Source organism: Pseudaeromonas aegiceratis (genome assembly GCF_046254905.1).
Classification (GTDB): domain Bacteria; phylum Pseudomonadota; class Gammaproteobacteria; order Enterobacterales; family Aeromonadaceae; genus Pseudaeromonas; species Pseudaeromonas aegiceratis.
In genome coordinates, this window is sequence record NZ_CP158016.1 from 2,028,404 (window position 1) to 2,040,556 (window position 12,153).

The window sequence follows — 12,153 nt, forward strand, 5'->3', positions numbered from 1 at the left end:
GCGGGCTTATTCTATCTAGCCGGCGAAACGGCTCACCCCGCCAGGCAGGCCACCAGATCGGTCTGCAACAGGGCGCCGAAGCCATGGAGCGCCACCCGCACCAGTTCGTCGCCGGCAAACTCTTCCGGCAGGGCGCCGCCCTCGATCCACAGGCCATCCAGGATGGCGTTACAGGCGATGGAGAGCTCCCTGAGCTGCTGCTCGTCCACCGCCCGCCCCTGCTCGGCAAACAGATCGGCGATCAGCGCCTTGATGTGCCGGCGCAGCAGGTTGTAGGTCTTGCGGTGGCTCTCACGCATGGCGTCGTGATGGAACAGCATCTGAAAGAAGCCGGCCCACAGGGCGATGACCTGGGGGGCTATGATGGGCGGTCGCACCGAAGCCTCCACGAAGCGCGCCAGCCGACTGCCCGCCGAGGCGAACTCGCCCTCCGCCGCCTGGGCCGCCACATCGATGAGATCCGTCATGTGCTTCTCATAGGCGGCGATGATCAGCTCCTCCTTGCTGCGGAAGTAATAGCGGATCAGCCCCTGGGTGACATTGGCCTCGTCGGCGATGGAGCGCACGGTGGCAGCCTTGACGCCGTCCCGGGCGATGAGCCGCAGGGTGGCTTCGATAAGCTCGGCCTTGCGACTCTCGGACATCTCTTTGCGTGGGGTTCTGCGTTTCTCGTTCATGGTGCTTCGCATGGTTCGATTCGCCGACTCGCCCGGTCAACCGGTCTCGAGTGAGCATGTTTTGGCCGGCGATCCTAGCATGTCTCGCCGGTCGGATCAGCGAGCCGGATCGGCCCCGCCTTATTCCCCCACCGGATAGCGCCCGGCCAGGTGACGGAAGCCCAGGGTGATGAGTCCGGCGATCACCAGGTACACGGCCGCCAGCAGCAGCAAGGGCTCGTAGACGATGAACGTCTCCTGGCGGATGCGGCCGAACACCGCATAGACATCGATAAAGGCGATGGTGGCGGCCAGCGGTGTGGCCTTCAATTGCAGGATCAGCTCGCCGTTCAGGGTCGGCAGCACCCGCTGGATGGCGCAGGGCAGCCAGATGCGCCACAGCAGGGTGAAGGGGGTCATGCCCATGGCGCGGGCCGCCTCCAGCTGGCCGCGAGGCACCCCCTTCAGGGCGCCGCGCATCACTTCCCCCTCGTAACCGGCGAACGACAATGTCAACGCCACCAGGGCATAGGGCCACACCTGGGTGAGATAGGGCCACAGCCAGCTTTGCCGTATGCCGGGAAGATAGGGAAACAGGGAGCCGATGCCGTAATAGAGCAGCCACAACTGCAACAAGATGGGCGTGCCGCGGATCAGGGTGCAGAAGCCGTGGGCTAGCCAGGCCAGCGGTGCCGGCCCCTGGACCTGCATGAGCGCCAGGGGAATGCACAGCACAAAGCCCAGCAGCACGCTGCCGATGAGCAGCAGCAGGGTATGGCCGAGACCGTCGAGGATCGCCGGCCAATAGCGCAGCAGCCAGGCCCACTGCATGCCAAACACCATGGCCAGCAGCAACGCCACGCCGATGCCCAGCAGCAACAGGCGGTGGGGCCGGGTCAGCAGGGAGTCAAGCATGGGCCCTCCCCGGCAGCAGCCGCTGCTCCAGCCACTTGAACAGCCAGTTGGACAGCAAGGAGACCAGCAGGTAGAGGACACCGGCGGCCATCAGAAACAGGAAATAGTGCTTGGTGGCGCCGGCGGCCTGGCGGGCCGCCAGGGTCAGCTCGGCAAAGCCCACCACCGCCAGCAGCGCCGTATCCTTGGTGGCGATGAGCCAGAGGTTGGAGAGCCCCGGCAAGGCGCCGGGCAGCATGGCCGGCAGCAGGATGCGGCGAAACACCTGCCAGGGCCGCATGCCAAAGCTGTGGGCCGCTTCCAGCTGACCCAGGGGCACCGCATTCATGGCGCCGCGGATCACCTCGGTGGCGTAGGCGCCCTGGACGAAGGCGATGACCAGCACCCCCGCCACCAGGCCGTTGATGGCCAGCTTGCCCAGCCCCAGCCAGGCCAGCAGGCTGTTCAGCGCCTGGGGCAGCGCAAAATAGACCAGCAGGATCAGAACGAGCTCAGGCACGGCCCGCACCAGTGTGGTGTAGAGGGTCACCAGATCCTGGCCCAGCAGGCTGCGGCTGCGGCGCAGCTGGGCGCCCCCCAAGCCAATCAACAGGCCCAGCAGGTAGCCCAGGCCCGCCACCAGCAAGGAGACCCCCAAGCCGCTGAGCAGGGTGCCGCCCCAGCCTGGCGGGGCGAGGGCCAGCAACTGGCCCAGGCTCATGGTCTGATAGTTGGTCACGCGGGTCTCCTGTCCGGCCCCGGCTTATTCGCCGTAGATGTTGAAGTTGAAGTACTGGGCGGTGATCTTGTCATAGGTGCCATCGGCACGGATAGCCTGGATCGCCTGGTTCAGGCTGGCTTTCAAGGCATCGTTGCCCTTGCGCAGGCCAAAGCCGATGCCCTTGCCCAGCAAGGCATCGTCCTGGGCCACCAGGCCGGCATCGCTGCAGCAGCCCTTGCCTTCGTCGCTCTTCAAGAAGGTCTCCAGCACCAGGGCGTCCGCCAGGGTACCGTCGATGCGGCCGGCAAACAGATCCTGATCCGCCTCATCCTGGGTCTGATACTCCTGGATGGTGGCGCCCTTGAAATACTGCAGGGCATAGGCCTGGTGGATGGAGCCGGACTGCACGCCGATCTTGTGCCCCGCCACCCCAGCCGGGGTCGGCTTGATGTCGCTGCCGGCGGCCACCGCCAGCATGGCGCCGGTCTGGTAGTACTTGTCGGAGAAGTCGATCACCTGGCTGCGCTCATCCGTGATGGACAAGGAGGCGGCGATGACGTCGATCTTGTCCGCCAGCAGGGAGGGAATGATGCCGTCCCAGGCCACCGCCACGAACTGGCAATCCAGCTTGGCCTGGGCACAGACCGCCTTGGTGATGTCGATCTCCCAACCGGAATAGTGGCCGGCGGCGTCCGCCACGGCGAAGGGTGGATAGGGTTCGGTGGCGACACCGATGCGCAGCGGCTGGGCCAGGGCGGACAGGGAAGCCAGGGTCAATCCGGTAAAGAGTACGAGCTGTTTGCGGTTCATGAGTTTCTTCCTTGAGCGTGAATGACCCTAGGGTCGCACTTGGTTAATGAGCGGCAAGCCCCGTGCAGACGGGTCGGGTGGACCTGGACTGCGCGGAATGTTGCCGATGGCTGACGCGTTGATTTATACAGTTGCATAACTTTATGCGTCCGTATAACGTGTATGTCAATGAGTTTTTGACCAGTGCAGGATCAGGAGGAACCAATGAACCAATACGGCTGCCAGAGCATGGCAAATACGATGACCCAGGTGCTGATGCGCCGCCCCGGCGCCAGCCTGCTGGCCGCCGATCCCGACAAGTGGCACTACAACAGCCTGTTCGATGCCAAGCAGGCCCTGGCGCAGTACGACGCCTTCGCCAGCCTGATCGAGGCCTCCGGTGCCCAGATCCACTGGCTGCCCGATGACAACGACGGCCTGGCCGATGCCATGTTCACCCGCGATGCCTCCCTCATCACCCGCTTTGGTGCCATCCCGTTGAAGATGGGCAAGCCCCTGCGCACCGCCGAGCCGGATCTGCATCGCCGCTTCTTCGAGGCCCAGGGCATCCCGGTGCTGGGCCAGCTGGAGGGCGAGGCCAAGGTCGAGGGTGGCGACACCATCTGGCTGGACGAACAGACCCTGCTGGTGGGCCTGGGCTTTCGCTCCAACCGCGAGGGGGTGCGACAGCTCAACGCCCTGCTCAATCCCCATGGCATCCAGGTGCTGGGCTTTGACATGCCCTACTGGGGCGGTGAGGCCGCCTGCCTGCACCTGATGTCGGTGATCTCCCCCCTCACCGAGACCAAGTACCTAGTGCACCCGCCGCTCATTCCCGCCGCCCTGTGGCAACTGCTCACGTCTCGGGGCATCGAGATGGTGGTGGCGCCGGAAGACGAGTTCACCGCCTCCTTCGGCCTCAATCTCAACGTGCTGCCCACGAGTCCCGATCACTGCATCATGATCGACGGCTTCCCCAAGACCCGGGCGGCGATGGAGGCCAGTGGCACCCGGGTGAGCGTGTTTGCCGGCGACGCCCTGTGCATGGCCTGCGAGGGCGGTCCCACCTGCCTGACCAACCCCCTGGTGCGCTAAGCTGCCGGTGATAGCGTTCTCGAGCGAAGATGGAAAAGGCACGCATGGCGTGCCTTTTTGTTGATTGAGGAGGAGCAAAACCTAGCCGGTCAACCCCAGATGGCGGGCATGAAAGCGCAGGTGATCCTCGATAAAGCTGGCGATGAAGTAGTAGCTGTGATCGTAGCCGGCATGACGCCGCAGGGTCAGGGGAAAACCGCTGTGCTGGGCCGCCAACTCCAGCTGCTCGGGCATCAGCTGCGCGGTCAGGAAGCTGTCGTCCAGCCCCTGATCCACCAGGGTCGGCAACCCCTGGCTGGCCTCGCGCATCAGCAGGCTGGCATCGTGCTCTCGCCAGTGTTGCGGCGCCTCCCCCAGGTAGGCGGTGAAGGCTTTCTGTCCCCAGGGGCAGGCCACCGGATGGCTGATGGGGCTAAAGGCCGACAGGCTGCAATAGCGCGCCGCCTCCCGGATGCCGATGGTCAGGGCGCCGTGCCCCCCCATGGAGTGCCCCGCCAGGGCCCGGCGCTGGCTCACCGGGAAGTGCGCTTCGATCAGGGCCGGCAGCTCCTGCACCACATAGTCATACATGCGGTAGTGCCGCGCCCAGGGCGCCTGGGTGGCGTTGAGGTAAAATCCCGCCCCCTGGCCCAGATCGTAGGCGGCATCATCGGCGACATCCTCCCCGCGGGGGCTGGTGTCCGGCGCCACTATGGCCATGCCCAACTCGGCGGCCAGCCGCTGGGCACCGGCCTTCTGCATGAAGTTTTCATCCGTGCAGGTGAGACCGGACAACCAGTAGAGCACGGGCACCGGCTGCTGCTCGCTGGCCTGGGTCGGCAGGAAGATGGCAAAGCGCATGGTGCAACCCAGGGTGCTGGAGTCGTGGCGGTACTGCTTGTGCCAACCGCCGAAGCTCTTGTTGCAGCTGATGTTTTCAAGCGTCATGGGGCTCTCCTTGACGACGCGGGCTTGGCCCGCGCCCTGGTACTTAGAAGTGAATGACGCTGCGGATGCTCTTGCCGGCGTGCATCAGCTCGAAGGCCTCGTTGATCTCGCTTAGCCCCATGGTGTGGGTGATGAAGTCATCCAGCTTGAACTCGCCGGCTAGGTAGCGCTCGACGATGCCCGGCAACTCGGAGCGGCCCTTGACGCCACCGAAGGCGGAGCCGCGCCAGACGCGCCCGGTCACCAGTTGGAACGGCCGGGTGGCGATCTCCTGGCCGGCGCCGGCCACCCCGATGATCACCGACTCGCCCCAGCCCTTGTGACAGCACTCCAGGGCGGAGCGCATGACGTTGACGTTGCCGATGCACTCGAAGGAGTAATCCACGCCGCCGTCGGTCAGCTCGACGATGACCTGCTGGATCGGCTTGTCATAGTCGTTGGGGTTGATGCAGTCGGTGGCACCCAGCTTGCGGGCCAGCTCGAACTTGCTCTCGTTGATGTCGATGGCGATGATGCGGCCGGCCTTGGCCATGGTGGCCCCTATGATGGCCGACAGACCTATGCCCCCCAGGCCGAAGATGGCCACGCTGGCGCCGGCTTCCACCTTGGCGGTGTTCACCACGGCGCCCATGCCGGTGGTGACGCCACAGCCCAGCAGGCAGACCTCTTCCAGCGGCGCACTGGGATTCACCTTGGCCAGGGAAATTTCCGGCAGTACCGTGTATTCGGAAAAGGTGGAGCAGCCCATGTAGTGGTAGATGGGCTGGCCATCCTTGAAGAAGCGGGTGGTGCCGTCCGGCATCAGCCCCTTGCCCTGGGTCTCGCGGATCTTCTGGCACAAGTTGGTCTTGCCGGACTTGCAGAACTTGCACTCGCCACACTCTGGGGTGTAGAGCGGGATCACGTGATCCCCCACCTGCACGCTGGTGACGCCCTCGCCCACCGACTCGACGATGCCACCGCCCTCGTGGCCCAGGATGCAGGGGAAGACCCCTTCGGGATCGTCGCCGGACAGGGTGAAGGCATCGGTATGGCAGACGCCGCTGGCCACGATGCGCACCCGCACCTCACCGGCCTTGGGCGGCAGCACGTCCACCTCTTCGATACGCAGCGGCTGGCCCGGGCCCCAGGCGATGGCCGCCCGGCATTTGATCACATCACTCATGGAAGACTCCTCTGGGGAATGGCCGGCGCAGGGGGCCGGCGGTGCCTCATTATAGGAGCCGGTTATAACTGAAATAATCCAGGCAACTTGCAAATGACTTTTGCCAGATGGTAATAATCTGCCGGTCAGCAGGAGGAGTGAGCCAATGGTGCAGTGGGATGGGGTCTGTGAATTTGTCGCCGTGGTGGAGTGCCAGAGCTTCACCGCCGCGGGACGGCGGCTCGGCGTCTCCACCGCCCAGGTCAGCCGCCGGGTGAGTGCTCTGGAGGAGCGGCTGGCGGTGCGGCTCATCAACCGCACCACCCGCAAGGTGGCCCTCACCGAGGCCGGCCAGCTCTATTACCAGCAGTGCCGCCCTGTGCTCGATGGCCTGGAGGCCGCCGAGCGTCTGGTGACCAACCTGCAGCAGCGCCCCATGGGCCGGCTGCTGATGACGGCGCCGGTCACCTACGGCGAGCGCACCCTGGCACCGCTTATCAACGACTTCGTCGCCCGCTATCCCGAGCTGGAGGTGCGGCTGGAGCTCACCAACCAGACCCTGGATCTGGTGCAGCAGGGCTATGATCTGGCCATTCGCCTGGGCCGGCTCACCGACTCGACCATGATGGCCCGCCGGCTGGCCAGCCGCCGGCTGTTTTTGTGTGCCAGCCCCGCCTACCTCGCCCGCCACGGTGCCCCTCACAGCCTGGGGGAGCTGGAGCGCCACAACTGCCTGCTGGGCACCCTGGATTACTGGCGTTTTCAGGAGGGTGGCCAGTCCCGCAACGTGCGGGTACACGGCAACCTGCGCTGCAACAGCGGCCAAGTGCTGGTGGATGCCGCCCTCAAGGGGTTGGGGCTGGTGCAACTGCCAGACTACTACGTGCAGGATCTGCTGCAACATGGCGAACTGGTGGCCCTGCTGCCCCAGTATCAGCCTGATGAGGAGGGCGTCTGGGCCCTCTACCCCCACAACCGTCACCTCTCCCCCAAGGTGCGCATGCTGCTGGACCACCTGGCCGAGGCCCTCGCCGCCCCGCCGGCCTAGCCACGCGGGCAAAAAAAAGGCGAGTCCGCAGACTCGCCAACTAGCGTAAGGAATGGATTATTCGCTGACGGTGACAAAGTCAGCGGCTGAGACGCCATCCGGCAGGGCCAGGGCCCCGGCGGTGGTGGTGCTCACCACAATCTCGTCAGCCACGGAGAAGGTTACCGCCGTGACGCTGGAGACATCCGAGGACGGGCTGATGTAGGCGTTGTAGGTGCCCGGCTCGATGATCCACTCATTCTCGTCGGCATCGAAGCTGGCCAGCACGGCAGCCGGAATGCTGAAGGTCAGGGTCTGGGAAGCCGCCGGATCCAGTTCGTCCGTCTTGCCGAAGGCCTTGAGCTCGATGGTGGGTTTCTTCAGCTTGACCTCGGGGGCATTGATGTAGACCTGGGCCACTTCCTTACCGGCCACGGCACCCGAGTTGGTGATGGTGGCGGTCAGGGTCACGACACCCTTGGCCCCATCGCTGTCCAGGGTGTTGCTGGCGACAGCGGCACCACTGTAGTCGAAGCTGGTGTAGGAGAGGCCAAAGCCGAACGGATAGGAAACCGCCTTGTTGAAGCTATCGTAGTAGCGGTAACCCACGTAGATGTCTTCGTTGTAGTAGTTGGTATCCACGGTGCCGTCGCTGTCGGTGTCTTCGCCGGTGAAGGTGGTGGCGGAGGGCACGTCGTCATAGCTTTCCGGGAAGGTCTGGGCCAGCTTGCCGCTGGGATTGGCCGCACCGGAGAGCAGGTCGGCGATGGCGTCGCCAGCTTCCTGACCCGGCATGTACGCCAGCAGAATACCGTCCACCTCATCCTTCCAGCTGGTGTCGATCACCCCGGCGATGTTGAGCACCACCACCACCTTCTTACCTTCGTTATGGAAGGCGGTCGCCACGTTGCTGATCAGGTTGGTTTCCACCTCGGTCAGCTGATAATCCCCGGCGGTGTTGGTGCGGTCGGTACCCTCCCCTGAGTTGCGGCCCAGGGTGATGACGGCGATGTCGTCGTTGGCGGCATAGGTGGCGATGTCGGTGGCGCTCACATCCGCCTCATCACAGGTCACCACGGTGGAGACACCGAAGGAGTCGGTGGTTTCAACCTTGTTGGCCTCGTAGAACGCCTCGTAATAGGAGGTCAAAGTGCTGTCCAGGGTGAACTGCTTGGCCAGCCCCTCGGCGATGGTGGTCACATAGGCGGAGTGCACGTCGCCACTGCCGGTGCCGCCCTTCAGGGTGTTGATCTGGCCAACCCCAAAGCTGGCGATGGTCTTGCTGGTGTCGATGGGCAGGGTGCTATCGCTGTTTTTCAGCAGCACCATGCCTTCTTCGGCGGCCTGCTTGGAGATCTCGGCGTGGGCGTTCAGATCCGGGTTGTTGCTGCCACCGACCCCCTGGTTGGTGGTGGTCTTGAGCATCTGGGTCAGGATGCGGGTGGCATCCGTGGTGATCACAGAGTCGGTGATCTCCCCATTGGTGTAGGCACTCTGCACCCGGGTCAGGTAATCGGTGTAATCGGAGCCGTTGGCGAAGTTGACGCCGCCGGGCTGGATCAGATCGTTACCGGCATTGAGCTGCGCCACGGGATCATCCCCGGCGAACCAGTCGCTCATCACCATGCCTTCATAGCCCCACTCGTCCCGCAGCACCGAGGTCACCAGATCGGACCGCTGGCTGGTATAGGTACCATTGACCTTGTTGTAGGAGGTCATCAGGGCCCAGGGCTGGGCGTTCTCCACCGCATACTGGAAGCCGCGCAGGTAGATCTCACGCAGGGCACGGGGAGAGATGATGTTGTCCACGTTCATGCGGTTGGTTTCGGAGTTGTTGGCCACGAAGTGCTTGATGGTGGTGGCCACCCCTTCGGATTGGGACCCCTCGGTAATGGCGGCCGCCATGGCGCCGGCTACCAGGGGATCTTCGGAATAGTATTCAAAGTTTCGCCCGTTCAACGGGTTACGCTGAATATTCATGCCCGGTGCCAACCAGAAATCGACGCCATACTCCTTGGCCTCGTTACCGGCGGCGGCGCCGACCTCCTGGGCCAGTTCCAGGTTCCAGCTGGAGGCCAACAGAGTGCCCACCGGGAAGCCGGTGGCGTAGAAGGTACCCGCTTCATCGTCGCGGGTCGGGCTGATGCGAATACCGGCAGGCCCGTCGGCCAGCACGGCGGCAGCCACATCCACCCCTTCATCCGTATTAAGCACACCGCTGATGTAGCCGGCCGCGCCATCTACCGCGCCATTGAGATTGGCCACGGCGGCGGTATTGATCGTCCAGGTGCTGGTGTCATACCCGGGGCCGATCAACATGTTCAGCTGCTCGGCGATGCTCATCTTGGCGATCAAGGATTCGGCCTGGGCCTTGTAATAGGCATTGTCCTTGACGGTACTGCTGCTGTCATCACTGTCGTTACAACCGACGATGATACCTGTGAGGGCGACGGCGACGGCCACGCTGAGCACATTAATCTTGGGCTTAAAAATCATCATGTTTTCACTTCCTTGAAACGTTATCGGTATTGTTATTGCCTCGCAGGCCCCTGGCCGGATACCCAGGATGGCAAGGGCTCCCACGGATCAGCCGGCCCCAGCACCGCAGACAAGCACAGTCGCCAAGGGATATTCGCTAACCCAGGTCAACACTAGCTGTCAGCGAACCGGGGCATTTATCCAAATGGTGCGGATTTTGTGCGGTTTGTAGCGGCGTGGCAGGAGTACGAAAGCGGTTTCAGAATTGCGATTTTTTACCGTCAGTTACATTTTGTTGGTTGCGCCCGGCTCGCCGTTGCGGCAAGGCGGCAGACGTCGCAGGCGGCGGTGAGGATCCCATGGGACAGCCCCTCGGCCAGTCCGGCCGCGGTGCGGTTTGGGTAGATTTTCCCTGCAGGGTTCAGTTAGCATTGCCGCCGCCCCGTGATGTGACTCGCGCCTTTTTCATGGCGTGCAGACGTCAACACATGCTCGGATCGGCGCGAACCCGATGCCGTCGGCTCGACAGGCTCGGCGCTTATCGCCCCACGTCCACAACAACCGACCCAGTCATTTCATATTAAATCAGATGACACATCATCAATTTACGGAATCTCGGTAGTCGCTTCATAAAGGAATATTATTCATGTTCAAGAAGACCTGTTTGTATTTGTCCCTCTGTGCCGTGGTGCCCAGCGCCTTTGCCGGCGATATCATTCAGTGGACTGACACCAGCGTGACCGGCTTGTATGGCGATGACTATAAACTTGCCCCTGCCGCTGAACAAACCACCATCACGTTGGAATCAGCCGGTGGCTGGACATATGGTGACTGGTTCTGGTTTGAAGATTTCACGCAAAACCATGGCGCCACCGCCAACAAGAACACCAACTATGGTGAATTCTCTCCGCGCTTTAGCGCCGGCAAGATTTTGGGGGCTGATCTGGCAGTGGGCCCGATCACCGATTGGTCAGCCGCCTTCACCTATGAACATGGTGAAGGCAAGGTGGAAAGCTATCTCTACGGGATAGGCACCGACTGGCAAGTCCCCCATTTCACCTACTTGCAGCTGAACCTGTATCGCCGGGATGCGGACAATAACGACAGCAGCGGCTGGCAGTTGACGCCGGTCTGGCGCATGGATCTGCCGCTTGGCAGCAGCAAGATCGTATTTGACGGTTATGTGGACTGGGTCTTTGCCTCGGATGATGACAATGGCTACCAGGAAAACGTCCACTTCAACCCGCAGATTAAATATGACCTGGGTCAGTTGCTGGCCGGAAAGTCTTTCGAAAACCATCTGCTGGTCGGGATCGAATATGACTACTGGAGTGACAAATATGGCGTGAAGGGCGTGGATCAAAACACCTACTCCGCCATCGTTAAATATCACTTCTAAGCCTGAACTCCCCGGCATAAGGTGGCAGCAAACGCTGCCACTTTTTTTTGCAGCCCCCGCCCAGTGCAACTTGAAACCGCACAGCCCCATCGGGCCCCACAACTAGCTCCGTTTGTTTCTACGCCTGGCCGGCACCGGGAGGACCAGACGCTGCGCCGCCTTACCGGCCAGGATCTGGCGCTAAATTTGCTAGAAAGGAGCACAGTACGCGGTTTAGGCGGGCCTTCTTGCAAGCAGGGCAGCCCCACTAGCTCGCCTTGGCCAGCTTAAAACCCGCGTCGGCCCACTCCTTTAGGCCGTTGCGATAGACCTTAACCGGATATTGCTTAGCCAGCAGGATGCGCACCGCGTCCAGCGCCTGAATACAGTAGTATCCCTCGCAGTACACGATCAGCAGCTTATCGGCATCGCAGCAGGTCGCACTGGCCTCCTCCAACTCGTCAATGGGCACCGAAATCGCACCGGGAATATGCCCTTCGGCATAGGACTCGCGATCCCGCACATCGATCAGGGTCACGTCATCACGCTGCAGGGCAGCCAACAGCTCATGCAGGGTCAGGCACAGGCCGTTGGCCGCATTCAGCGGCGTGATGTCTTTGCCCTCCAGGGCCACATCCAGAATATGCTGATACAGCTCCAGAATGGCGTTGTTGCGCAGGCGATAGTAGACCCGCAGCCCCTCTTTACGGGTCGTCAGGACCCCATGGGTCCGCATGACACGCAGGTGGGCCGAAACCGACTTGATGCCGATGCCCATGGAGTTGGCCAGATCTTCCACACAACGCTCCTGGCTGCTCAGCAATTCGACCAGCTGCAACCGCTTCTCATGACTCAAGGCCTTCACAAAGTCGGCAACACTTTCATAGGCGTAGTAGTCGAGCATCTTGAGGCCTCTGGTACGGTAACGACAAATCGCAAAGGCGCAGATTGTACACCGAGATCGGTGATTTGGCCTATGGGGGCAAGGGAGCGAGGCGGGATGAGCGAGGCGCGGCTAGGAACCTGTCCGGAAACAAGGTGGGC

At 62.7% G+C, this 12,153-nt stretch carries 11 protein-coding genes; 3 read left to right on the forward strand and 8 right to left on the reverse strand.

The features are described from left to right. Nucleotides 1-32 precede the first annotated feature (32 nt). The 4 genes from ABHF91_RS09595 to ABHF91_RS09610 form a co-directional block, all read right to left on the reverse strand. Nucleotides 33-677, reverse strand: coding sequence for a TetR/AcrR family transcriptional regulator (locus ABHF91_RS09595; RefSeq protein ID WP_409420080.1), 645 nt, complete (start codon nucleotides 675-677; stop codon nucleotides 33-35). 120 nt (nucleotides 678-797) lie between these two features. After that, nucleotides 798-1,571, reverse strand: a complete 774-nt coding sequence (locus tag ABHF91_RS09600) for an ABC transporter permease (protein ID WP_409420081.1) — start codon at nucleotides 1,569-1,571, stop codon at nucleotides 798-800. Then, nucleotides 1,564-2,289, reverse strand: a complete 726-nt coding sequence (locus ABHF91_RS09605) for an ABC transporter permease (protein ID WP_409420082.1) — start codon at nucleotides 2,287-2,289, stop codon at nucleotides 1,564-1,566. Before ABHF91_RS09605 ends, ABHF91_RS09600 begins: the two co-directional genes overlap by 8 nt. A 24-nt stretch (nucleotides 2,290-2,313) precedes the next feature. After that, on the reverse strand, nucleotides 2,314-3,081 hold the full coding sequence (locus ABHF91_RS09610) for a transporter substrate-binding domain-containing protein (protein WP_409420083.1): 768 nt from the start codon (nucleotides 3,079-3,081) through the stop codon (nucleotides 2,314-2,316). Nucleotides 3,082-3,285: 204 nt separating this feature from the next. Here ABHF91_RS09610 and ABHF91_RS09615 point away from each other — a divergent pair, with 204 nt between their 5' ends. Further along, a complete protein-coding gene (locus tag ABHF91_RS09615; protein WP_409420084.1) occupies nucleotides 3,286-4,155 on the forward strand; it encodes a dimethylarginine dimethylaminohydrolase family protein in 870 nt (289 codons plus the stop codon). 81 nt (nucleotides 4,156-4,236) lie between these two features. Here the strand turns inward: ABHF91_RS09615 and fghA are convergent, their stop codons facing one another. Continuing rightward, entirely contained in the window at nucleotides 4,237-5,082 is an 846-nt protein-coding gene (gene fghA / locus ABHF91_RS09620; RefSeq protein ID WP_409420085.1) for an S-formylglutathione hydrolase, read from the reverse strand. Between the two features lie 43 nt (nucleotides 5,083-5,125). After that, nucleotides 5,126-6,247 carry an S-(hydroxymethyl)glutathione dehydrogenase/class III alcohol dehydrogenase gene (locus tag ABHF91_RS09625; protein WP_409420086.1) on the reverse strand — a complete coding sequence of 374 codons (1,122 nt, stop codon included), beginning with the start codon at nucleotides 6,245-6,247 and terminating at the stop codon, nucleotides 5,126-5,128. Between the two features lie 145 nt (nucleotides 6,248-6,392). Here ABHF91_RS09625 and ABHF91_RS09630 point away from each other — a divergent pair, with 145 nt between their 5' ends. Then, nucleotides 6,393-7,274, forward strand: a complete 882-nt coding sequence (locus ABHF91_RS09630) for a LysR family transcriptional regulator (RefSeq protein WP_409420087.1) — start codon at nucleotides 6,393-6,395, stop codon at nucleotides 7,272-7,274. Between the two features lie 57 nt (nucleotides 7,275-7,331). On the opposite strand, the gene ABHF91_RS09635 is transcribed toward ABHF91_RS09630, so the two are convergent. Further along, nucleotides 7,332-9,752 (reverse strand): beta-glucosidase, encoded by a 2,421-nt coding sequence (locus ABHF91_RS09635; RefSeq protein WP_409420088.1) that lies wholly within the window; start codon nucleotides 9,750-9,752, stop codon nucleotides 7,332-7,334. A 625-nt stretch (nucleotides 9,753-10,377) separates the two neighbouring features. On the opposite strand from ABHF91_RS09635, the gene ABHF91_RS09640 reads away from it, so the two are divergent. Next, nucleotides 10,378-11,130 carry an outer membrane protein OmpK gene (locus ABHF91_RS09640; RefSeq protein WP_409420089.1) on the forward strand — a complete coding sequence of 251 codons (753 nt, stop codon included), beginning with the start codon at nucleotides 10,378-10,380 and terminating at the stop codon, nucleotides 11,128-11,130. A gap of 247 nt (nucleotides 11,131-11,377) precedes the next feature. On the opposite strand, the gene ABHF91_RS09645 is transcribed toward ABHF91_RS09640, so the two are convergent. Then, on the reverse strand, nucleotides 11,378-12,013 hold the full coding sequence (locus ABHF91_RS09645) for an ArsR/SmtB family transcription factor (protein ID WP_409420090.1): 636 nt from the start codon (nucleotides 12,011-12,013) through the stop codon (nucleotides 11,378-11,380). Between the last annotated feature and the right edge of the window lie 140 nt (nucleotides 12,014-12,153).